Annotated in this window: 20 protein-coding genes; 3 read left to right on the top strand and 17 right to left on the bottom strand. The window is 32.2% G+C overall.

The window, feature by feature from the left end:
- Positions 1 to 1,079 (bottom strand): LTA synthase family protein (locus K8M07_RS07575; protein ID WP_223377376.1); only part of this gene is annotated, 1,079 nt, incomplete at its 3' end.
- Positions 1,080 to 1,231: 152 nt separating this feature from the next.
- Here K8M07_RS07575 and K8M07_RS07570 point away from each other — a divergent pair.
- The 3 genes from K8M07_RS07570 to K8M07_RS07560 all read left to right on the top strand — a co-directional run bounded on the left by K8M07_RS07570 (position 1,232) and on the right by K8M07_RS07560 (position 4,385).
- Positions 1,232 to 1,741: an ECF transporter S component gene (locus K8M07_RS07570; protein ID WP_223377374.1), complete on the top strand. Its 510-nt coding sequence runs from the start codon at positions 1,232 to 1,234 to the stop codon at positions 1,739 to 1,741.
- 160 nt (positions 1,742 to 1,901) lie between these two features.
- Complete coding sequence (locus tag K8M07_RS07565) at positions 1,902 to 3,014, top strand: KamA family radical SAM protein (RefSeq protein ID WP_223377372.1); 1,113 nt, start codon at positions 1,902 to 1,904, stop codon at positions 3,012 to 3,014.
- A 201-nt stretch (positions 3,015 to 3,215) separates the two neighbouring features.
- Positions 3,216 to 4,385, top strand: coding sequence for a dicarboxylate/amino acid:cation symporter (locus tag K8M07_RS07560; RefSeq protein ID WP_223377370.1), 1,170 nt, complete (start codon positions 3,216 to 3,218; stop codon positions 4,383 to 4,385).
- A gap of 55 nt (positions 4,386 to 4,440) precedes the next feature.
- Here K8M07_RS07560 and K8M07_RS07555 read toward each other — a convergent pair whose 3' ends face one another.
- The 16 genes from K8M07_RS07555 to ypeB all read right to left on the bottom strand — a co-directional run bounded on the left by K8M07_RS07555 (position 4,441) and on the right by ypeB (position 25,223).
- Complete coding sequence (locus K8M07_RS07555) at positions 4,441 to 4,791, bottom strand: PqqD family protein (protein WP_223377367.1); 351 nt, start codon at positions 4,789 to 4,791, stop codon at positions 4,441 to 4,443.
- Positions 4,792 to 4,805: 14 nt separating this feature from the next.
- A complete protein-coding gene (locus K8M07_RS07550) occupies positions 4,806 to 6,719 on the bottom strand; it encodes an OPT family oligopeptide transporter (RefSeq protein ID WP_223377365.1) in 1,914 nt (637 codons plus the stop codon).
- Positions 6,720 to 6,881: 162 nt separating this feature from the next.
- Complete coding sequence (locus tag K8M07_RS07545) at positions 6,882 to 7,622, bottom strand: OAM dimerization domain-containing protein (RefSeq protein ID WP_223377363.1); 741 nt, start codon at positions 7,620 to 7,622, stop codon at positions 6,882 to 6,884.
- Positions 7,622 to 9,175 (bottom strand): lysine 5,6-aminomutase subunit alpha, encoded by a 1,554-nt coding sequence (locus K8M07_RS07540; protein ID WP_223377361.1) that lies wholly within the window; start codon positions 9,173 to 9,175, stop codon positions 7,622 to 7,624. The genes K8M07_RS07545 and K8M07_RS07540 overlap by 1 nt, the downstream gene beginning before the upstream one ends.
- Positions 9,176 to 9,304: 129 nt before the next feature.
- On the bottom strand, positions 9,305 to 10,756 hold the full coding sequence (locus K8M07_RS07535; RefSeq protein ID WP_223377387.1) for a MutS-related protein: 1,452 nt from the start codon (positions 10,754 to 10,756) through the stop codon (positions 9,305 to 9,307).
- On the bottom strand, positions 10,749 to 11,798 hold the full coding sequence (locus tag K8M07_RS07530; RefSeq protein WP_223377351.1) for a hypothetical protein: 1,050 nt from the start codon (positions 11,796 to 11,798) through the stop codon (positions 10,749 to 10,751). Before K8M07_RS07530 ends, K8M07_RS07535 begins: the two co-directional genes overlap by 8 nt.
- A 40-nt stretch (positions 11,799 to 11,838) precedes the next feature.
- Positions 11,839 to 13,113 carry a lysine 2,3-aminomutase gene (gene ablA, locus K8M07_RS07525; RefSeq protein WP_223377350.1) on the bottom strand — a complete coding sequence of 425 codons (1,275 nt, stop codon included), beginning with the start codon at positions 13,111 to 13,113 and terminating at the stop codon, positions 11,839 to 11,841.
- A 98-nt stretch (positions 13,114 to 13,211) separates the two neighbouring features.
- On the bottom strand, positions 13,212 to 14,249 hold the full coding sequence (locus K8M07_RS07520) for an L-erythro-3,5-diaminohexanoate dehydrogenase (RefSeq protein WP_223377348.1): 1,038 nt from the start codon (positions 14,247 to 14,249) through the stop codon (positions 13,212 to 13,214).
- Positions 14,250 to 14,518: 269 nt separating this feature from the next.
- A complete protein-coding gene (locus tag K8M07_RS07515; RefSeq protein ID WP_223377346.1) occupies positions 14,519 to 15,907 on the bottom strand; it encodes a sigma-54 interaction domain-containing protein in 1,389 nt (462 codons plus the stop codon).
- Between the two features lie 65 nt (positions 15,908 to 15,972).
- Positions 15,973 to 16,779: a glutamate racemase gene (murI, locus tag K8M07_RS07510; protein ID WP_223377344.1), complete on the bottom strand. Its 807-nt coding sequence runs from the start codon at positions 16,777 to 16,779 to the stop codon at positions 15,973 to 15,975.
- A gap of 161 nt (positions 16,780 to 16,940) precedes the next feature.
- Positions 16,941 to 18,896 carry a BglG family transcription antiterminator gene (locus K8M07_RS07505; protein WP_223377343.1) on the bottom strand — a complete coding sequence of 652 codons (1,956 nt, stop codon included), beginning with the start codon at positions 18,894 to 18,896 and terminating at the stop codon, positions 16,941 to 16,943.
- A gap of 24 nt (positions 18,897 to 18,920) precedes the next feature.
- Entirely contained in the window at positions 18,921 to 21,572 is a 2,652-nt protein-coding gene (locus tag K8M07_RS07500) for a glycoside hydrolase family 38 C-terminal domain-containing protein (protein WP_223377341.1), read from the bottom strand.
- Positions 21,573 to 21,630: 58 nt separating this feature from the next.
- Positions 21,631 to 22,872 carry a PTS fructose transporter subunit IIC gene (locus K8M07_RS07495; RefSeq protein ID WP_223377331.1) on the bottom strand — a complete coding sequence of 414 codons (1,242 nt, stop codon included), beginning with the start codon at positions 22,870 to 22,872 and terminating at the stop codon, positions 21,631 to 21,633.
- A gap of 18 nt (positions 22,873 to 22,890) precedes the next feature.
- Entirely contained in the window at positions 22,891 to 23,211 is a 321-nt protein-coding gene (locus K8M07_RS07490; protein WP_223377328.1) for a PTS fructose transporter subunit IIB, read from the bottom strand.
- A 15-nt stretch (positions 23,212 to 23,226) separates the two neighbouring features.
- Complete coding sequence (locus K8M07_RS07485) at positions 23,227 to 23,670, bottom strand: PTS sugar transporter subunit IIA (protein ID WP_223377327.1); 444 nt, start codon at positions 23,668 to 23,670, stop codon at positions 23,227 to 23,229.
- A gap of 185 nt (positions 23,671 to 23,855) precedes the next feature.
- Entirely contained in the window at positions 23,856 to 25,223 is a 1,368-nt protein-coding gene (ypeB, locus tag K8M07_RS07480; RefSeq protein ID WP_223377324.1) for a germination protein YpeB, read from the bottom strand.
- Between the last annotated feature and the right edge of the window lie 7 nt (positions 25,224 to 25,230).

Genomic DNA, 25,230 nt, shown 5'->3' with positions numbered 1-25,230 from the left:
AAAACTTCATCGATTATTCCAAATCCTATGGTTTCATCTTCACTAAATTCATAATCCTCTTCAGATACAAACCTTTGAAATCCTTGATTTACATAGGCATTTTCTCTATTCCAAAATTCCTTTTCATATCCATGAAATACCCAGGATGTATAGCCATTATCTCTTAATATCCAAGGCAAACCATAGAATGTATTCTTTTCATAAGTTTTATAGATAGATCCTTGATCTGAAGGATACAATGAATTGTTAGTTACAAACTCAGCATCCGATGTATTACCTCTGCCTATTTGTTGATAATAATTATTAAAATATAAACTGCCTTGTTCTTCTATCAACTTATTTAGATTTGGAGTTATTTCCTGTCCATCATAAAATCGATTAATTGGGAAATTCTGTAAAGCCTCTACTTGTATTACTATTAAATTTTTACCTTTTCCTGTACCAGTATATTTCCCTTCTATCATCTGGCTCCTATCCTTTAATTTTTCCAAATCCTCTAAAGTAACCAAACTTCGACCTTCAACTACACCTTTCTTAGTTATAGCATCCTTTATATCCTTGATATGGTAGGTGAACAGTTCCTGGTTGCTTACTGGAATCAATAAATCCTTAGTATTTAAAAATAATAATAAGATTATAAGTAAAATTGCTATACATCCAGGGACTCCCCACCTTATATGTCTATTATAGGTTTTTTGCTCTCTTTTATTGTTAGTCTTTATCAAGTATATTATTAACAATGGAATATCTAAAATGAATAAAGCATTCTTAAAACTAAATAAAACTGCAATGCTATCCCCTACAGCTCCTACCTGTCCAAGTAGACTCAACATATTAGCTGAAGGCAGTATATTGAAATGTGAATAATACATTACATCCATAAACATAACTAGGGATATAAAAGTATATATGCTTAAACCTAGTACCCTTTTTTTCTTATAGTTGCTAAAGTAAATTGAAGTGAAGATAAACATAGTGACTAGTGTACTCGTAAGAAATATTAACGATTGATTATATTGAATTTTGGTTATATTCATAAATAATATTATTTTCAATAGTAACAATATGCTAAAAAACATTTTTATTCCTCCAACCAGGTTATTAATTTACTATATAATATTACACTAACCATTTAATGAGTGCAAGTTTTTGATTCATCACAAATTATGGATTGGAAAATGAATACAATAGGATTATAATAAAAAGGTAGAACAGGAAAGGAGATTCTTTTATGAAATATAAAACAAGAGATTTGGTTACATCAGGAGTTCTGTTAGGAATAAGCATTGTAATATCTACAGCAATACACATGTCTGGAATTGATGGATCAATTTTTCTTCCTATGCATATTCCTGTTATGATTGCTGGATTTTTACTAGGTCCTTCATTAGGTTTAATAGTAGGATTTTTATCACCTTTACTCAATCATGCTCTGACAGGTATGCCCCCTATCCCAGTATTATGGATTATGTTGGTTGAATTATCAATATATGGACTTATATCTGGTTATCTCTATAAAAGATTAAATATGAATCTGATATTTTCCTTAATTATAAGCATGATAATCGGAAGAATGGGTGCTGCCCTAACCATATTGTTGCTAGGCCAAGGATTTGGATTGCCAATGCCACCATTAGACATATATGTATATGGAATGACTCTAACAGCCATCCCTGGAATAATTATACAAATTATATTGATTCCTATATTGATTAAAACCTATGAGAAATACAGGGAATAGAGTCATAGTCAGAACATTGAATAACTTTCTTTATTAGTGCCAGGCACTAATAAAGAAAGTTATTCAATGTTTAGAAATTTGACCCAATTGATAAAGTCTGTTAAAATTATAGTATTACAATATCACAAAATAACTTGTTTAGTTTAGAAGGGGGGTTGCGATGAATTGGAAAAAAGAATTAGCCAATAACATAACAACTGTGGATGAATTAGAGAAAGCACTCCAAAAGGAATTTTCAAAGGAAGAAAAAGAGAAATTAAATGAAATAGTCAAACAATATCCTTTGTCTATTCCACATTACTATTTATCTTTAATTGACAAAGATGATGAAAATGATCCTATAAGAAAATTGTGTATTCCTTCCACAAAAGAGACAGACTTAACAGGTAGCTTTGATACGAGTGGAGAGTCAAATAATACAGTAGTTGTTGGATTGCAACATAAGTATAAACAGACAGGTTTGTTGTTATCTACCAACCAATGTGGTATGTACTGCAGACACTGTTTTCGAAAAAGACTTGTTGGATTAAATAGTGATGAGATTATGAACCATTTAAAAGAAATTATCGCCTATATAAAAGAACATGATGAAATAAATAATGTTCTAATATCAGGTGGAGATGCTTTTTTAAATAACAACAGAATAATTCACTCTTACTTAGAAGATCTATCTTCTATTGAACATTTAGATTTGATCCGTTTTGGGACTAGAACACCTGTCACATTCCCGATGAGGATAAATGGAGATCAGGAATTACTCAATATTTTAAGAGAATATTCGAGAAAGAAGAAAATCTATGTAGTAACCCACTTTAACCATCCAAATGAAATAACAAAAGAGTCTATAAAAGCAGTAAAAAATCTATTAAACAGCGAAGTTGTTCTCAAAAATCAAACTGTTTTACTAAAGGGCGTTAATGACAACCCAGATGTCTTAGCTACACTTATTAATAAACTTACTGCAATAGGAATTAACCCATATTATATATTCCAATGCAGACCTGTCTCAGGCGTGAAAAATCAATTCCAACTTCCACTCAAGGAAGGATATCACATTGTAGAAAAAACTAAATCTAAACTTAATGGTCACGGAAAATGTTTCCGTTATGTGATGTCTAATAAAAGAGGAAAAATTGAAATACTAGGAAACTTGTCAGATACTACTATGTTATTTAAATTTCATGAAGCAAAATATGATAAAGATATGGGTAAGATCTTCCAACTCGATATCAAAGATGAACAATGTTGGATAGAAGAAGCAAGTATAAAATAATTTTATCTTAAGTATAGCAACCTGGTACTAATTTACTAACTTTTTTTGAAAAAGTTAATGAATAAGTGCCGGGTTGCTTTATTTCTTAGTATTACAAGCCTGGCACTATAAAAATAAAGTTATTATTATGATTTTGTATTTTTTTATCGAATTAGTATATAATATGGGTATAATGCTTTTCAGGAAAGGAGAGGATTTTATATGAGAAAAATAGGATTACTACCTAAATTAGTAATAGCTATTATATTGGGAATAATAATAGGTAATTTTGGTCCTCAATGGTTAGTACAGATTCTAGCAACTTTTAATGGATTATTTGGTAATTTCCTAACATTCAGTATTCCATTGATTATTATAGGATTTGTGGCTCCAGGTATTGGAGACTTAGGAGAAGATGCCGGAAAGCTATTAGCTATTACAGCTGGTATTGCCTATGTATCTACTGTTTTTGCTGGCACTTTGGCATATCTTACATCTTCCATAGTACTACCTATGTTTTTGACTCCTGGAAGCTTGGATATGGCCGCCAATAATCCAGAAGAATCCCTATTGGAGCCTTATTTTGCAGTTGAAATGCCTCCAATATTTGGAGTTATGACAGCTCTATTAATAGCTTTCACTATCGGTTTAGGAATCGCTACTATTAAAGGAGATACAATAAAAAAATTTATGGATGAATTTCAATCCATTATAGAAAAACTTATATCAAGGATAATAATTCCTTTACTTCCTTACCATATACTAGGGATATTTGCCAATATGACTTACGCTGGCCAAGTAGCTACGATACTATCAGTATTTGCTAAGGTATTCATAATGATACTTATACTTCATATAACTGTTCTCATTATACAATTTATTATCGGAGGAACAGTTACAGGAGCAAATCCTTTTAAATTATTAAAAAACATGACTCCAGCTTATTTTACAGCTATTGGAACTCAATCCTCTGCAGCTACTATACCAGTTACTCTTGCTCAAACTAAGAAAAATGGTGTTCAAGATGAAATTGCTGACTTTGTTATTCCATTATGCGCAACTGTCCATCTATCTGGTAGTACTATTACCTTGGTCAGCTGTTCTATGGCAATAATGATGCTGAATAATATGACAACTAGCTTTTCAATTATATTCCCATTTATATTGATGTTGGGCGTTACTATGGTCGCTGCACCTGGTGTACCTGGCGGTGCAGTAATTGCAGCATTAGGACTCTTAGAAACAATGTTAGGATTTCCACAGTCACTTCTTTCTTTGATGATTGCATTATATGTAGCTCAGGATAGTTTTGGTACAGCTACTAATGTTACAGGGGACGGTGCCATTGCACTAATTGTGAATAGGATTTCTGGGTATAGATTAAATAAATAAACATAAAAAGAACGGTTCTAGATTACTAAAAATTAATCTAGAACCATTCTTTTTATTATTTAAATTCAATAAATTTATTATTGATTAATAAATTCATAAACTTAGCAAGTCGTTCATATAGAGGTTCAGCTTCATCTTTAAATTCATTCTCAACTAACTGACCTATTTCATAGATATTTCTTTTACCATCTATATGCTTCCATATGAAACTGCCCATTTCATCCAAGTCAAGTTTATACTTATCAGGGGTAAAGAATAACTTTCTCACTATCTTTTCAAATAGGGAATCTCTGTATATTATTATTTGGATTAAACCATCTTCTTTTTCTTTCCAATCAATCCTATCAGATTTTTTTGGTATATAGTCTAGATAGTTTTCTTGCTTTTTCTTCCTTTTTTTAAACATTATACATCCCCTAATTATTTTTCTGTTTTAACATAAAATGATTTTCTTATCAATAGATAAGCTAGTCCAACAAAGAATATCAATGATCCCCATTGCCCTAATGCCAGATTACCTACAGCAATTGTTTCTCCAAGGTTACCTGCTGCTGTTGGTATTACAGCAAATATTGCTAATAGTATTCCTATTAAACCTTCTCCTGCTATAAGACCTGAGGAGAATAATACTCCACCATCAACCTTTTGTTTAAGGATACTTGCTTCTTCTTTTCTTTTATCCAACAATCCTCTAATAATTCCACCTAACATAATTGGAGTACTTAAGTGAATTGGCAGATATAGTCCAACTGCAAAAGGCAACACTTGAATGCCTAACAACTCAACAAATATACCTATTCCAATTCCCATAAATATCAATGTCCATGGAAGTTCTCCACTCATTACACCTTCAACAACTAGTTTCATTAGAGTAGCTTGTGGCGCTGGCAATTGTGATGAACCAAATCCCCAGGCTTCGTTTAATAGAATCATTACAAATCCAATTACAAGAGCTGATGCAACTGCACCAATAAGCTCTCCATATTGTTGCTTTCTAGGAGTTGCTCCCACTAAGAATCCAGTTTTTAAGTCCTGTGACATATCTCCAGCCATAGCTGCTATTATACATATTACAGAACCTACGGCTATTGCTCCAATCATTCCTTCATGTCCATCAAAACCTATTGCTCTGAATATTAATGCTGTAATTAATAATGTTGCTATGGTCATTCCTGATACCGGATTATTAGTACTACCTACTAACCCTACAAGTCTCGCTGAAACTGCCGCGAAGAAGAATCCAAATATAGCTATTATTAATGCTCCCGGAATTCCAACTGGAATAAAGTCTGTAACACCAATAAATACAACTATAGCTATTATACCAATAATTACTATTTTCATCGACATATCTTCATCTGTTCTCAATGTGGCAGTTGCAGTTCCTGCTGTATCCCTTAGTCCACCCATTGCTTCTTTAAATGTTCTGAATATCAATGGTAAGGATTTAATTAAACTAAAGATTCCACCAAACGCAACTGCACCTGCACCTATATATCTTAAATAAAAATCCCACATTTCCGAATATCCTAGTTCACTCATTGGCACCGAAGCAGGATATATTATATCCGGTATAAATTGTCCTAAGTGAACCATTAATGGTATCAATACTAACCAACCTAATATAGCACCACTTAACATAAAAGAAGATATCTTGGGCCCTACTATGAACCCTACACCTAGTAGAGATGGTAAAGTATCCATACCTACCGCAGCACCTTTATAAAATGGTAATGCCCATTCGACTTCACTTGGGAATAGTTTTATTCCATCAGTAATAAATTTGAATGCTGAACCTATCCCTAAACCCTGGAATACTGTTTTTGCTTTAGAACCTCCTGTTTCTCCTGCTATTAATACCTCTGCACATGCTGTTCCTTCAGGGTAAGGTAAGACCCCATGTTCATTCACTATTAATGCTTTCCTAAGAGGAAGCATTAAGAATACTCCTAAAGCTCCACCCGCTAAGGCAATGATTACAATTCTAAGTGTATTTGGTTGTTCCATACCAAGCTCATTAGCCCAAATAAATAATGCGGGGATTGTAAATATAGCTCCAGCTGCTAAAGATTCACCAGCTGATCCAATGGTTTGTACCATATTATTTTCTAATATGGAATCTCTTTTCATAATTCCACGGATAATACCCATAGAAATTACAGCTGCTGGTATTGAAGCACTAATAGTCATACCCACTCTAAGACCTATATATGCATTTGCTGCACCAAAGATAATTGCCATAAAAACACCTACTATGATTGCTGTAATTGTAAATTCTGGCATTACTTTGTCAGCTGAAATATAAGGCTTAAACTTTTGTATTTCCTTTTCCATTATATTAACTCTCCTTTCTACATTTGTTTTGATTAATTTTATTATTTACCATAATTATAATATTTTGAATATTTTTTGTCAATTTTTCACACACTTTAGAATTTTTCAAATAGTCAAAAACTATTGTTCGGAATAATAACAAAATATATAAATGCTTTGTGATTATACCAACTTTCTATTCACTATTTCTGTAACTATAAAACTAGCTACATCTTCAGCAAAAGAACCTACTCCAAAACCTGCATCATAGCCTAATTCCTTTGCCAATTCGTGAGAAATTCTTGGTCCGCCACAAATTAATATTACTCTGTCTCTAATGTTTTCTGCCTCTAACAATTCTACCAATTGGGTAAGATTGGGGATATGAACATCTCTTTGGGTTACAACTTGTGATACTAGAATTGCATCAGCATTCAATTCTATTACCTTTGCCACCAATTCCTCATTAAGCACTTGACTACCTAGATTATATGCATCAATTCCCTTATATCTTTCTAGCCCATAATGACCTGCATACCCTTTCATATTCATTATGGCGTCTATCCCAACAGTATGTGCATCTGTTCCAGTACAGGCCCCTACTATAACTAGATCCCTTTTAATATTGTCATTTATATACCCTTCTATTTCTTCTTTACTCATAATATTCACACAAACTTTTGGTACTTCAATCTTCATATAGTCCACTGTTTGAGTAGCTTTTGCATAGACTATAAAATAACTGTATCCTGTTAAATCCTTAGAATATACTACACAAGGATTCTCTAAGCCCATCTTTTTAACCAATTGACACGCTGCTTCTACTGCTTCATCGCCATATGGTACAGGTAAAGTGAAGCTTAATTGAATTATTCCATCATTTAATGTGTCCCCATAAGGTTTGATTTTCGCCAAATCTACCATTAATCTTCACCTCCAACCATTAATTGGATAAATGGATTAAAATATCCAGAATCTTTTTTGATTACTCCATCTAACCCTTTTCCTCCAGTTCTTGCTCTTTTTATTCCACCAAATTTACCTTCCTCTATTGTTTTAAATATTCCCTCTTTTTCTATCTGATTTAATAGTTCCTCCGCCTTTTTAAGAACTTCCTGAGCCCTAGTTTGAATCATTCCATCTTTTCTAAAGGTAATCTCATCTCCTAAGTTTCTAGCATTATTAAAGATATATTCAGCATTTTCAATCGATAGATATCTATCCTGTAAATGTGGAGTATGAATAGCTTCTGTTGGCATACCTAATAATTGAATTCCTTGATGAGTCATAATGGATGCTAAGTTAAACATAGCATCTTGTAAATGCCCTTTAAATATATTGCCTGTCATATATTTTGTTGGAGGCATATATTTTAATAGTGCATTGGGGAATATTTCTCTTGCCATTTGGGCTTGGGCTAATTCCATTAGAAACCCATTTTCTATGGATGGATCCATTTCAAACGCATGACCTAATCCTATCTGTTCTTCTGGAATTCCTGCCTTCAATGCAAACTGTTCATTTATAAATTGTGATGCTAATACTGTATGCGCTGCTTCTACTGCATCATCTGTTGTAAGATAGTTGTCCTCTCCAGTATTGATTATTATTCCTGCAAACCCATTGATTACTCTAGAAAAATATTGATCTATTAGAGTTCTTTGCATATTTATATCTCTGAACAAAATTCCATATAGAGCATCATTCAACATCATATCCAATCTTTCTATTGCACCCATAGCTGCAATCTCTGGCATACATAAGCCAGAACAATAGTTACAAAGTCTTATGTATCGTCCTATCTCTCCACCTACTTCGTCCAATGCCTTCCTCATTATCCTAAAATTTTCTTGAGTAGCATAAGTCCCTCCAAATCCTTCTGTAGTTGGACCATACGGTACGTAGTCCAATAAGCTTTGTCCTGTAGTTCTTATTACTGCTATTATATCTGCTCCTTGACGAGCGGCTGACTTTGCTTGTTCCATATCTTCATATATATTCCCCGTCGCTACTATTACATATAAATAAGGTTGCTTACCCTCTCCAAGGGTAGCTATAAATTCTTCTCTTTTTCTCCTATTTTCACTGATCTTTGCAACTGTCTTCTTTGCCATATCTAAAACGGTTTTTCTTATCCTATCTTCATTAGCTATCTGTATGTGAGTAATATCCAATTCTCCTCTGGATATCTGCTCTACTATCTCTTGAGGGGTGTCTCCAGTTTGAACTATAGCATTCCCTATCCAAAATGCTATTCCTCTTCCTAACCCACCACTTCTCCTTACATTATCCACCAACACATTTGGTAATGGTTTTCCTATTTTATCAATACCATCTACTCCTAATAATCGTGCTATTGTTCGTTCTATAGAAGTAGTGGTATGCTTATCTATAAAGTTCTGTACTTCATCAGCTATCTTCTTAGCTGCATCTCTTGAGCTATCTATTAACTTTGAGTCAAGATTTAGTTTATTCAACTTTTCACAACACCTTTCTTTTCAATTTTGAACATATATAGACAATGTACTAGATACAGTTCATAATTAGAAAATATAATATATGGGAAAATAATATAAAGGGGCGATCTCCATTAAGATTTCTCTATTTCATAAATTCCCCTCAGCTAATTTTATTATCTTAGAGTCCAATCCCATTATTCTTGCAATATTTATGGCGTCTTTTGGAACATCTTTGTCTTTATCCACTTCCATTAGTCGATAATCCATAAGACTACTTATCATATCTATTTTATCTATATTAATATCCTTTAATTTAGTTTCCAAATTGTTTAAATCTATACTGGACAACCCTACTACCTGTAGATGAGTTATATCATCTATATTCCCTATATTGTCATAATGGGTTGTTAGTACAGTTATTGAATTTTTATCTAGTAGATACTGTACTATTGCCTTAGTTATGGCATATCCTTCTTCTGGATTTGTACCTCTTGCAAGTTCATCTATTAATATCAATCCTTTATTATTTGATATTTCTATGGCTTCTTGGATAAGTTTAATTTCTCCTCCAAAGGTACTCAATCCTTTATCAATAGATTGTAAATCTCCTATAGAGGATTTTACAAAATTATTTAGTCCTAAAATCATTTTATCAGCAGGGATTAATAATCCATATTGAGCCATTACAGTTAGCAATCCCATCAGCTTTAGACTGACTGTTTTACCACCCATATTAGCTCCAGTAATACAAGCAACCCCTTGTTGCAAATCTACAGATATTGGGGTGAATTCCAATCCCTTTTCATTTATCATTTCTTCAATTTTAGGGTGTCTTCCTTCTATTATAGTTAATAAGTGCTTATTGACTATACTTGGTTTGATAGCATCTATCTCTACAGCAAACTTAGCTTTACCTAATGTGAAATCCAGCTTTCCAATACTGGCTATATTCATCCAAAGCTTTTTACTATGTTTTGCTATCTCCTTAGTTAATCTATTTCTTATATTCATCTCTTCTTTTTCTTCTTTATCTTTTAGCATTTGGACTTTTCTTTTCAATAAATTTAAATTGTCTGATGTTTTTAAGGAGTATTTAATATCTCTTTCAATATTTCTTTTCTGTTGTCTTATCATTTTAAGATCTTCTGAATAGCTATCGTATATGTAAAATGTAGGAATACCAGTATTTTCGGGATCCAATAGTTCTTCTAATTCCTGTATAGGTTGTATTTTAATACCATCCCATAAAATGACTCTATTTTCATCTAATAACTGTTTTAAATCTCTAATTGAAAAAAGAAAATTCTTTATTTCAAACAATTCTACTTCTGTAAGGATAGATCCTTTTTCTGATCTTTTTATTGAACCCCTTAAATCCTTTATACGATGTAATACACTATCCATATCTCCTATAAGTTCTTTATCTTCAGCATAGACAACAGCTTTTTCAACTTTATTTAATTCTTCTATTAATTTTTGTTCTTCACCTGGAATATAGGGTTTCATCCTTTTTTTATAAAATTGACCATAGGAGGTGATTACGTTTATCCTATCTAGTACATATTGGAAATCTAAAGATTTCTTTGTTGACTCATCCATAAACTCCAAACTCTTCACCCCCTAATAGTAGATCCATTACAGGAATACTTTTTATATGGTATCTCATCTTATTCAATAATTCTTTTGGATCAAAATAATGTCCCTGAGGTGCGTATGAATTTAAAGTTATGGCCACTAAATTTATTGGATTCAATACCTTTACATCAACACCATATCTTTTAAATTTAAGCCAATCCTTTGGGGATATAAACACTTTAGTTCCATCGATTACTACAATAGAGACATCTTTATATTTATCAGTAGACATTATAATATCCTCTAAAGTGCTTTTTACAAGTGAACCAGGTATTACTACATATTTCGATCTGTTTTCAATATTGTCCGCTATGACTTTACCGTTATTTAATGCACTCTTTATTCTAAGTATATCAATATTTAAGTCTTCATCTATTATAGCTACCTTCCCTTTATTTAAAGCTTTTTCTACAATTTCCCTATCCTTTAAACCTTCTACTGAAGGAAGGCTAAATAAATTTGCTAAATGAACTGTTCTTTCAATAACCTTATCAATATCCCTACTAAGTACAGCACCAGTGGATAGAATAGTAGCTTCAGAAATTGAGGGCGATGCTGAAGCTTTTCTATCCATAGCCCCATCTATAATTATGATTTCGGCACCAAGATTTAATAACAAATTTGAAATTTCTCTGACCTCTCTTGCAGTTTGAGGTCCAGCTATCTGAATATATCCACTATCCCTTACTCTACCTATTAATATTTTTCCTAAGGGTGTTCTATAGTCTGTTACTTCCATTATTTCTACTACAACATCACTCAATGATAACAAATGTGCAGTAGTTCCCACTATCGTTCCTTGTTCTACAAATATTTTTGATTTTTCTGTTTCCGTAACTATATCAGTAGATTCTCCATCTCTTCCAGCGGAGATAATCCCTAGCATTATACCTTTATTCGTAGCTTCACCAACTAAGTGATTTAATGCTACTGTCTTTCCACTATTTTTTGCCACTCCTACTATGGATACTATTTTATATTTATTGTATATGATATCTAATAGCACTATAAAACACCCCCATATGTTCTAATCTCAGAGCCCAATCCTAGAAATCATACGTTATACATTGTCTGTTGTTTCTTTGTTTCCTTTCTAAATTATCTGGTTCCATTGCTTTTACTTCTCGTCCTTCTAATAATTCTGATACACCTGTATTGAGCTTTTCTATTTCTCCTCTACATGTTGGACAATCGCATGGCTCTTCAATATACTGAGGTTCAATATAAGTAGTTATAACCCCTTCATAATTTCTAAGCACAACTTTAGTTGGAGATTGGCTAATTACATACTGAGGCATAACCGGAGTTTTCCCTCCTCCTCCTGGTGCATCTACTACAAAAGTAGGTACTGCATATCCAGAGGTGTGCCCCCTTAATGCTTCTATTATCTCTATCCCTTTAGATACCTTAGTTCTAAAGTGCTCTATTCCAGTAGATAAATCACATTGATAAATGTAGTATGGTTTAATTCTCATCTTTACTAGTTCATGAACTAAATCCTTAATTATATTAGGACAATCGTTTACTCCTCTTAATAATACTGATTGGTTTCCAAGAGGAATACCTGCATCTGCCATCCTTCTAGCGGCTTCCTTTGAATAATCTGTAACTTCTTTTGGATGATTATAATGTGTATTTAACCATATTGGATGATACTTCTTCAGAATATTTACTAAATCATCGGTAATTCTCATGGGCATAACTACTGGTGTACGACTACCTATTCTTATTATTTCAACATGAGGTATTGCTCTTAATTTCCTTATGATATATTCCAGTTTTTCATCAGTTACTAATAAAGCATCTCCTCCTGATAACAACACGTCTCTAACTTGAGGAGTATTTCTAATATATTCTATGCATTTTTCTATTCTGTCGTTTGGTGCTCCAGAGTCCTTTTGTCCTGCAAATCTTCTTCTAGTACAATGCCTACAATACATAGAACATTGATCTGTAATTAAAAATAATACTCTGTCAGGATATCTGTGAGTTAGTCCTGGTACTGGTGAATCTTCGTCTTCTGATAGTGGGTCATCCATATCCGCTAAACTCTGATGAGTTTCCATTATTGTTGGGACTGCTTGCTTCCTAATTGGACAATTAGGATCGTCTGGATCCATCAAAGATGCATAATATGGTGTAATACCCATTCTGAATTTATCAAGTACTGCTTCTATATCCTTTTCTTCTTGTCGGGTAACATTTATTAACTTCTTTAAAGTCTCTATATCAGTAATTCTATTTTTTACCTGCCACTGCCAGTCGTTCCATTGTTCTTCAGTAACGTCTTTCCACAGTTCAATATCCTTAAAATTTCTCACAATTTACACTCCTTTTTTTATTCCTTTCTAACATAAAAATCAAACCCTTTTAACTCAGGAAGGCACACGACATAGGAGGACGATTGTATCTATATTATTTAAGCATACAAATCTTCAAATATCTTTCTTAACTCTTGACTTTCCCTCATTAATTCCAGAGAAATTGCTGCATGACCTTTAGTGTAGCCGTTACCTATTATCATCGTTACATCTTTTCCTACTCCTTCAGCTCCTAACGCTGCTTTTGTAAAGTTGGTAGCCATACTGAAGAAATAAACTAAACCTTGGTCTTTAGTACATAATATGCTTGACATTTCAGTATTTGGGATATTAACTGTATTTATAACTATATCTGCTAATTGTCCACCAGTTGCTTCCCTAACTTTTTTCATTAATCCTACTGCATCAGTAGCATCGGCTTTTATGTATATATCTGCTAAGTTTATACCCTTTACTCTCTGAATTGTCTTATCCCTCGATCCTATGCATATGACCTTTCCTGTAACTCCTGCCCTTTTCTTTGCTTCGTATAAACATAGCATCCCAGATTTTCCTGTTCCGCCTATTATTACTACAGTATCTCCTGGCTTTACTAATTTAGCTGTTTGTGCTGGTGCCCCTGCTACATCTAACACGGATAAAACTAAGTTTTCCGGTAAATCGTCAGGAATTACTGCATAGATTCCAGACTCAAATAATATTGCTTTACCCTTGATGTCAACTTGATCTACTCCTGGCCTAACTTCTAAAAATTCGTCTATTCTAAGTGGTGTTAATGATAATGATACTAGGGTTGCAATTTTGTCTCCTACTTTTAAGTCAGTTTTTCTTTCTAAAGCTGGTCCAATTTTTTCAATAGTACCTATTAACATCCCGCCAGAACCTGTTACTGGATTTTGATGCTTTCCCCTATCAGCTACTATACCTTTCATGATTTTTTTTATTTCTTCTACGTCATCTTTTGCCTGTTCCCTTATTTGAGTAAAACTTGCTGAATCTACATTTAAAGTCTGTACATCGATTAATATTTCATTATCATAAATTTCCATAGTATTATCAATTCTAAGTGCCGGTTGAGGTAAAACCCCTTTTGGATCTATTACTCTGTGGATTCCATATTTATTACCTTTTTTCATAGTACATGCCTCCCTCTATAATTATTTCTATCTGTTATTAATTGCAATATCTGTGCCAATTTTTTCAAATTACATAAACACTAAATTCAGGCATATCTGTTAAAATGTTAACATTGTAAATAAATTCCCTGCTGAATTTTGGGCAAATCAAAGTCAGAAATGACACAGGAGTTATTCATTACAGTAATCAGATGAGTAAACTTAACGATGTATCTCGTTTTTAATTGTGTATTGTATAAGCCTGGCACCAAAAAAGAAAGTTATTGTAATTATTTTAAGTTATATTTAGATATTTTGTATTGGAGAGTTTGTCGAGGAATGTTTAAAAGTTTTGCGGTATAGCTAATATTGTATTCTGCTTCTTTTAATGCATGCTGTATCATTTGTTTTTCCATATTAGCTAAGGTTTCTCTTAAAGATAAACATGGCTTTTGTTTTTTTATATCTTTAAATTTGGCTGGTAAGTGTTGTACTTCTATAATCTCTACATCATATATACTCATTATACCTTCTATCAAATTTTCCAATTCTCTTACATTTCCATCCCAAGAATAAGAGTTAAATATACTCATAACTTGCTTTGATATTCCTTTAACAGATTTATTTAATTTATTGTTAAATTTCTTTATAAAGTGGTTTACTAATATTGGTATATCATCTTTTCTTTCCTTTAATGGAGGTATCCCAAAACCTATTACATTAAGCCTATAATATAGATCTTTTCTTAATATCTTCTGCTTTACTGCTTCTTCTGGATGTATATTAGTAGCAGCAATTATTCTTACATCTACATCTGTATTTTTAGTTCCTCCTATTGCTCTAATACTATTATCCTGTAATACTCTTAATAATTTTGATTGTAATTCTAAGGGCATAGAATTGATTTCATCTAAAAACAAAGTCCCACTATCCGCTAATTCAAAAAGACCTTGTCTATCTTCTGCTCCAGTAAATCCACCTTTTACTGTTCCAAATAGGATCCCTTCTAATAGATTAGCTGGTAAAGCAGCACAATTTTGTGCTATGAATGGTTTATCTTTTCTATTACTTGAATTGTGTATAGCATGTACAAGCAATTCTTTGCCTGTACCCGTATCTCCATATATAAGAACTGGTGCATTTGTTTTCGCTGCTTTCAATGCATTTTTTTTCAAATCTAACATCTCTTTATTTTCTCCTATTATATCTAGGAATGTATATTTTGCCATGTTCCATTTAGTTTTATTGTTTGGTTTATTATTATTAAATAGCTTGCTTTGAAGATCTACTATCTTTTCAGACATCTCTCTGACTTGGGTTATATCTTTAGATATTTCTAAAGCTCCTATTATTTTATTATCTTTTCCTATGATAGGTAATGATGAATTAACCGTCGTTATCATTTCCCCTTTGTAATTTAAAAAGGTCTGTTCTTTTTTATATATGGGTTTTCCTGTTCTCATTGTATTTAATAGAGTAGAAGTTTTATAACTTAAAGATGGATATACTTCTAATAGGTGTCTACCTATAGCTTTTCTAGTATCTATAGCATCAATTTTTTGAGCAAATTTGTTATAATATACTATTCTCCCTTTGCTATCTATAATATGGATCCCTTCTTCAATATAATCGAATATTTGAAATATATTTTCTTTGAGAAATAGGTTTTGGTTCTGCATAGAATAATTCCTCCTTTCTGCTTAATTTTAAGCACATATAGCCAAATTTTAGGCACTTATGGTGCCTACATGTTTTCTATATTGACTTTTCGAATTGAGGCAATTTCCTTTTTTAATATATTTCCTCCTATTCTTTTAAATTTCTCTGGATCGTCACTTACATAAAACTCACATTTCCCTCCGTCAATTCTAGAAGATGTTAAATTTGATTCCTTTAGCATAATCTTTGCTGCTTTAGCAGTTTCATATGCGGGATTTATCAAATTCACTTTTCCTTCTAATACCTTATCTATGGTATATCGAAGGGTTGGATAATGAGTACATCCTAAAACCAAAGAATCTATGTTATGTTCCTTTAATTCCAATAGATACTGCTTGGCAGTCATAAATGCTACATCTGAATTTTCCCATCCTTCCTCTACTATTGGAACAAATAAAGGACAGGATATGCCTATTATCTCAGCTGAAGGAAGCATCCTTCTCATCCTTCTTTGATATGATTGACTGTTTATAGTTCCCTCTGTACCTATTACTCCTATTTTCGAATTCCTGGTTACTGCTATTGCTGCCTCAGCACCAGGTTCAATAACTCCTAGTATAGGAATCTCAAACACTTTTTGGGCTTCTTCCATAGCTAGTGCCGAAGCGGTGTTACAAGCAACTACTATAGCTTTTATATCCTTCGTTAATAAAAATCTTACTGATTGTAAAAAGTATTTTATTACAGTTTCCTTTGATCTAGAGCCGTAAGGTATTCTTGCTGTATCTCCAAAATATACTACATCTTCTCCTGGTAATTTTTCTATCAATTCCTTTAATACTGTCAATCCACCAACTCCAGAGTCAAATACTCCAATCGGTCTGTCATCCATAAAAAATTCCCCCTTATATTATATTTTATTAGTATAAGAGGAAATTTACAATCTTTTTTTACACTAAAAAGTGTTATCCAAACCTTCTATTATTTTAACTATATCTTCTTTAGAGGTACTATTATGCAATGAACAGCTTTATATGGTCTAAATTCAAAGTATTATCTTAGTAATTTTAGGAAACTTCCTATATTATCCTCCTTTATCAGTTTTTCTAATAATTCCTTATCATTGCTTAAACTATTTAAATACTTAAAAAAGTTCCTCATAGTATCATCCTTTGAATAATCTTCCTTTCTTACAGCTAATAGAAATACAATCTGTACTTTCTCATTATCCCATAAAATAGGTTTTTTTAATGTAAGTATAGCTATAGTAGATAATATTACATAATCGGCATTCCCATGAGGTATAGCTAATAAATTACCTATTTCGGTAGGATCCATTAGCTCTCTCTTCAATACGGATTTGTGAAATCTAAAATCCACTTTTCCTGCTTTATACAATTTAGATGTAATAAATCTTATAATTTCATCCTTATTTTTAAAGTTTTTGTTTAAAAATATAAATTCTCTATCTATAAATTTATGAATTTTCCTTTGATTATTCAAATCTTCATAAGCCATATTGCTATTTAATACTTTTTTAATCCTAATCTCTTCTGCCTTGTCTATAATTGGACTTATCTTAATATATCTTGTTTCAAAATTATCTATATCTACCGTTGAGAAAATAAAATCTGTTGGATTATCTTCTACATATTTTCGAATCTCTTTAACAGAAATATTTCCCCTAAAATCCATCCAAGGAAATATCTTTTCTAGTTTAATCTGCAAATAACTAGAAACACCTATTCCCAAATGACAAACTACAACTGCTGTGTATTTTTTAAAAGAACCATTGTTATGTCTTTCAATTGAAGCTTGAAAATGAACAGTTATATATGCTACTTCCTCTTTTGGAATACGTATATTGTATTCAGAATTAAATTCATTAACAGTTGCTAAGGCCTCATAGTATACATATGGATTCATTCGCTTTATATACTCAAATAGTGGGTTCTCTAAAGACAGCCCATACTTAATCCTATTAAGAGAACCGTATAGATGAAGTCTCAAACCTTTGATCAATATTTCATCTGATGTAAAAGGTAGCTTATATATTTCTTCCATATTATACAATAATCTATTTAATAATACGTCCATAATACTGGTATCTGATTCAAGAGCAAAATCCATGGATTCCATATTACTATCACTAGAGTACCTCATTCCAAGCAGATGAATTGCTAAATAAATAATTTCATTTTTAGGAAATATTAAAGAGAAGTTCTTTTCTAAGTATCCGGCTAATTTTAAGGCCCAAGAGTATTGTGGTTTTCTTTTTACTAAATCTTTTTTATCCTGAGAGATACTTATAGCTTGGTTTAGTTTAATTCTTTTTATCATAAAAAGAAGGTGTATAGCTAAAGCATCGCTGGATTCGTCGGTAAAATAGATTTTAATGTGATTTTGTAAATCCGCTATGGCTTTATTGACTAAATCAATTTCATAAGGCATAAAAATACTTTTTAAAGTAGGTTTAGTTTTATTTAGATTTCCTAAAACCTTAATTCCATGAGATAATGCTTCCCTCTTATCCTTTTCCGTTCCTTCAATAAAAGTCCCAATCTTTTGTTTTGAAACTATCTTTAAATTAAATCTTTCTAGTTGCTTTCCCAACTCATTTAAATCATCAGTAATGACTTTTTTATTCACATAGTATCTTTCTGCAAGTTCTCCTAATGTTACTGGTTTTGTATCCATAAGTAATGTATATAATAATTCAAATTGACGCTCATCATTGGATAACATATATTCATTAAAATAATTGTTGCCTAAAATATCCTTAAGGGTTATTTTAGAACCTTCTTTTATTTTTAAGCGAATACCTTTCCCCCTAATTCTCTCAAGTTTTAAATCAGAAGAAAACTTGCTAAGATACTCCTCTATCCTATCCAGTGAATTCCTAATAGTCTTATCAGAACAACCTTCACGTTCTACCATTTCCTGGATTACTATAAATGTATTCTTTTTTTCATAAAGGATTCTTATCAAGTTTTCTTCTCTCTTATTCATATTTTCACCTTATTATTTGAATTTTTAATCATCCTGTAAGCAAATAATGGTTTTTACCTCACAAGTCTTAATATCCATCATATTATTATCTAGTTTTGAAATTAGTTTTTCATCTAATCTAGATTCATAGAGTCTTTTATTCGTACCTGTAATTGCTATATTCTTATTTACAATTCTATCAGGATTATATAATCTTATAACCAAATCATCTCTGCCTTCTGCTTTCTTCACCGTTGATAATACAGCCTCTCCTTTTATACCAAATGCAGAATATGCCATAGGTAAATTCTTATCTTTAGGATTTGTAATGACAAAATAAGTGGTATTATTTTTAAATTGAGAACCTTGGTACGCTATTATTGGCGTTAATATCTCTTTTGAATTTTGAGCGAACTTATAGGCATCATATTTATCATAATATCTTATGAAATATCTTGCATTTATTTCTTCATTCATTAGTTCTGCATCAGGAGTTGGAGCTTTTGTTCCTGATTCTCTACCGGGTCTATCATTAAGCTCTTCCTTACCAAGGAATGGAGTAGACCTTAAAATAGTCATAGCAATTTTATTGAATTTTTCACCTATAATCTGATATTCCCTTACTGAATCAGTAGTAACTTGAACTGCCAAATTATCATCTGCAATACTAACAAAACTCTGCATTGGCTCTATTGTCCTAGGTTTTTCATCCCAACCCTGATCTCGCCAGAACTCAACTTCTTCTAGATATACTTCCCTTTCAATAGTTCCGAATTGTTGATCTGCATATGAACATTTTGCATATATTTCTGTATTTACGATCAATCTTAGTCTATGTTCAATTGCCTTGTTTAATACCTTTACATCTATACCAATATTGGGATCGTTCTTTGCTAAACTAATATCCATCTTTATTATATTAGTAACAGAAACTTTTCCTTGGCTCCTTTCTTCTAAATTATAAGGTAATGACATTTCAAAGACTATATGCATTATATTTTTTAATGAATTTGATTCAATTTCTACATCTATTACCTTGACTCCCCTCAAATAAATATTATCTATTGGCTCTGAGTAATCATAGCTATCGCCTTCATCTCCGTCATCTTCAAAGTATACTGCATCTAAATAATTCTTAGCTCTTTTTTTATCAAAAATATCTATAGTTCCATTGTTATTTATTGAAATAGTATAATATTCATTTTCAATACAATTATCGTTTACAGCTAATGTGTTTTTCCCCTTGTTGTTTTCACGAATATATAATGTTTTATAGCTCATAGGTCGAAGAGTTTTTATGTCTATTAATATTTTAGAATTATATATATTTTTGATTTCTTTATGCCAGGAAGTAGAAGAATCGTTGTCTACTCCAATTTCCCTGATGGACTTTTTGAAAATATCTTCCGTTACATCTTCAGTACTAATAATTTCCGATCCATATACATTGCCTTCTTCATCATATATTTCAACATCTTTAAACGGTAAAAATAATTGTGTTTCCAAAAGCCCTCCACGTTCATATGGAAGTAGATTATATACTTGAAATTGGAAATTATCTTTTACTGGAATTTTTGTACTTATCTCTCTAAGTTTTAATTCTGTTAAGGAAGTTGAAAGATTTGCCGCTTCGATGAACCTATGTTTTACATACCTGTTAGTCTCATCAGAATTACACATACCAATACTATCGTGAGCAGAATTATCAAGCATTAGTTTCCAAACCTTTTCAAATACATTTTCCTCATATTTAAATCCAAGAATGTATGCCAATGAAGATATTGGCTCAGCTATATTTTGAAGATAGTTTTCTATCCTATTGTTCATTATCTTTAAATCTGCACGGGTTGAAAAAATACTTTTATGAGTTCTTGAATATTGTCCAAAAGTAAATTCACCTTGGTATCTTTCAAAATCCACATGAGACTTCTCGAGCTCTATCAAACCTTCTTCCATAGACATTATTTCAAAATCAACATCTGGTAATACCTCTTTAGCCTTATCAATTATGTGAGGTAAATTCTTCCTAATAGGTTTTTGATCTTCACCATTAAATAACAATATCAATCCTGTTCTATACTTATCCTTCAGCTTATCTATAATTTCTATCATAGAATCCTTGATTTCATCTGAGTTTTCTGGTGGATACCCAAAACTTCCATAAGCGTAAATATTATGAACAAATACTTCATCCCCATTTGGAGAACTCCAGTAAAACTCTCTATTCCTAATTAATCTATCAGCAATGCCTCTCCTAAATGCTGCATATTTAAAACCAAATCCCCTATAAATTTGGGGCATTTGCTCACTCATTCCAAAGGAATCTGGTAAATACCCAACTTTCATAGTTCTTCCAAGTTCTTTAGCCTTACGAGTTCCATAGAGTAAATTTCTAATTAGAGACTCTCCTGATACCACCAATGTATCAGGTTGGGTATACCAGGGCCCAGTAATTATTTTATTGTCCTTGACCAGTTTCTTAACTCTAGTTTCCATATTGGGTCTCATCAATAGATAATCCTCTATTATAGAAGTTTGACCATCAAGTATAAAACATTTAAATTTTGTGTTTTCCTCTAAATATTCTATAACTTCGTCAAAAACATGTAAAGAATAGATCATTGACTTAGAAGATGTAAAATACCACTCCCTATCCCAATGGGTGTGTGGAATTATGCCAATCTTTAATTTTTTCATCTTTTCCTCCTTTTTTAAAAGAAAAGGGACCCAACATGGCCCCTTGATTTATATTTTATTAAAAGACTTGTAATTTCCCTTTTTCTATTAGTCTATTTCTATAGAATACATTGATTACGGCAATTAGGATTGAACCGATAGCAAGCCCTATAATGTATGGAATTATGCCATCAATTAATGGCCAAGCCCATATTGCTGACTCAGGGAACCATTGTACTGCTCCCAAAATAACTGCTGTAGTAGAACCTATTACTGAACAGATAACATATAGTGGAATCACGAATCCAGGTCTTTCTAATGCAAATGGTATGGCACCTTCTGATATCCCCATAAATGCTAGAAATATAGATGTTTTCCCTGCTTGATAAAATTGCTTATCATATACCCTTCTGCCAACTAATTTCCTATCGATAATAGTGCTTAGCCCAAGACCTATAGAAGGAGTAACTATTGCTAATACCCTTGCAGTTATAGGCAAAGTCTTTTCTATTGTAAATGCAGTTGCTACAAATCCTGCTGCTTTGTTTACAGGCCCACCCAAATCGAAGGCAGTTGTAGCAGAAAGTATTACTGCATAGACCATTTCACCTGTTTTCCCTGCCGATTCAAGCACACTTTTGATACCATTATTTAAAGCGCCACCAATTGGAGTTACTATATATATCATTGCTATTAAAGTAAATAACGCTGCTAATAGTGGAATCAAGAATGTAGACTTAAATGCCAACCAGTTATGAGATACTTGTATTTTTTCATTCAACCATTTAACAAAATATCCAACTGCAAAAGCTATAATGATGCCGCCTAAAAATCCTGAAGGAACTGGTGGTACTGACTGCCATGCTCCATCAACTATTTCCAATCTTCCAATTGGATTATTTGCCACATAACCTCCTATAAACCCTGAAATAAGAGCGGTTTTACCACCAATTGAGTTAGCTGTATATGCTGCAAAGATAGGTATAGCAAACCCAAATAATGTAAATCCAAAAGATGACATTATATCCGCTAATTTTAATAATGTTTCATTAAATCCGACAAATTCTCCTGTAGCCAATGCATCTGTAATGGATAAAGACGGGTCTATCCCTAAAATAACATAAGGTATAATTTGGGAAAATGCACCAATTAGACCACCCATGATTAATACCGGTATCATGTAGGATATCCCAGTCATTATATGACGGCTTACTTCTGTCCAAATAGACTGTTTACCGTTTTTTGGAGTTTGAGTATTCTTGTTTCCCCGAGTTATGGGCTTATCGTTTGATGAACCTACAACTCTTTTTTTAATTGTCATACAAAATCTCCCCCTATTTTATTTAATACCTAAATCTTCTTCTATCTCTTCTATAATTCCCTTTGAATTCTTAATTGCATCTTGTAATCCCACTTCATAAATTTCATATCCTTCAAATCTGTCCATCCCTTCAGGTGTTACAGCTACTGCATGGAGTATAATATCGGCTTCTTCAATATCTTGAGGTGTAAGTTTGTTTTTTATACCGTCTGTTCCTTGTGTTTCAATCTTTACATCATAACCTTTTTCTTTTGCTGCTTGTTCCAATGCTTCTGCTGCCATAAAAGTATGAGCAAGACCCATTGTACAGGCACATAGTCCAATGAATTTTTTCCCCATTTTCTCTCCTCCTTTTTAAGAATTTAATGCTCCCATAATCATCTCATATATCAAATCAATATCATTCGACTCGCTTAGAGTAGTTTTGAACTCTTCATTGACAAGCTTTCTTGATATTTTTGATAGCATAGTTAGATGTATATTATTAGTATTTTTCTTTGGAGATAGGAAGGAAATTATAAGATTAACATTCTCCCCATACCAATCAATGATATCTTTTGGTTTTATAATCAATACTACTGGAAAATTGATTGAAGGGGATTTTGTATGGGGTATTGCTATCATATCACCGATAGCAGTATTGTACTCCCTTTCCCTATCCCATAAATCTAGTTCTGTTTTATCTCTATCATTGGATATGTCTAGTTCACTAGCCTTAGTAGCAATAAAAGCTATAGCTTCCTCTCTCGTACTTATATCTACATTAAGCAATACATACTCTTTTTTAAATGTTTTCAATGTCATTCTCCTTAACTAATTTAACTATGATAATTTCTAAAATTATTATAACATTTAGGAAATCGTTTTATATATGATAATATTACCGATATATCGGTAATATTAAATTATTAAACCCATGATTCCATCCATAATTAGTGGAGAATAGAAATTAAAAAAATTTCCCCTTTATAAAGGGGAAATTTTTAAAATGTTAATGTACCATTTTCATTATGAATCAATTGTAGTACATCTTCTTCCTTACCATTAAGAGCGTTGATATATACTATGAAATCCTCGCCTCTATAATCTCCTTTAAATTCATAGCATAGGACCTCGTCTTTTCCCTTAGGAATCATAGCAAGTCTAGTGGAATTTATTTCAAAGTCTGTTCTTATCTTTTCTCTTGCTTCATCTACTGATAATTGAGGTTGTTGAATATCTCTTTCATGATTGTTTAGATAATATTGTGCTGCATCAAAACCAACTATTTCACCATTATCTAAAGCTACCTTAACCTTTATCAAGTCTGGATATATTGTTACATTCTCTACTTTATTTACAAAATTAATCAATACGCCACCATCATATTTTTGATAATAATTTGGCTCCATGTTGTCAAATCCTTTTTCAGAAAGATAGCTTAGTGCTCTATTTTGAGCTTCTTCTATGGATATCTCCTGTTCATTTATAGGTCTAGGATTATTCATCCAAATTACATGGCCACCTTTTCTAGATACTCCTATGTATGCAGATAGTTCTCTAGAAGTATCATTTTGTTTCAAACTAAATGTATAAGATGGTATGACGACTTCTGTTACATTTTCTCCATCTTCAAAAGAGGTCACTTTTTCTACTCTGTCATTCCCAAAGAATTCTCTAGCTATTTTTTTTGCTTCTTCTACAGATACGTCTTTATCATCTAATCCTAATGGTTCTCTATCTATCATCTGATCTGCAAACGGCCCGTCATATATTAACTCAGGAGTTTTAGCCATATTGTCTTCAATACTTGTTAAAGTAGCTTGAAATATATTTTTGTTTCCTTCTTCAACTTCCTCAGTTTGTTCCTTAACAAGCGAACGTATTGTAAAATCTTGATTTGCTAATTCGGATTGAAGATTTGCTAATTCTTCATTAAATTTAGCAGAGTTCTGCTTAAGATTTGCTAAGGATGCTCTTTGTTCATTAGTTAGAGGCTGCCCATCTAAATGAGTTTGGATTAAATTATAACTATAATCTGCTGCTTGATTTAAAAATTTTTCTGTATTAGCGGTATTAGCATGAGTTATGGGCATTTGTGCCAGCTTATCCTGAGCAAAATATGCCTCATTCATTATCTGCGATAATAATAATACGTTTTGTTCTCTTGAATTAGATAGCATAGCCTTTGATAGGTTTACTTGAACATTTTCTACGTGTTTTTTTACGTCAAAGAATAGTCTTTGATAATGATTTTCCAAGGCTACTCCCAACTCTTGCCTCGTCTGGTACTCAGAATATGCCCATGCCAAGGATAATATAAGAGCTAATCCTAATATACTTGGTGCAATCCACCATCTTTTTCTATCCATTCTATCA

This window comes from Schnuerera sp. xch1 (genome assembly GCF_019931165.1).
Classification (GTDB): domain Bacteria; phylum Bacillota; class Clostridia; order Tissierellales; family Tepidimicrobiaceae; genus JAIOUP01.
This window is presented reverse-complemented; position numbering and strand designations above follow the sequence as displayed.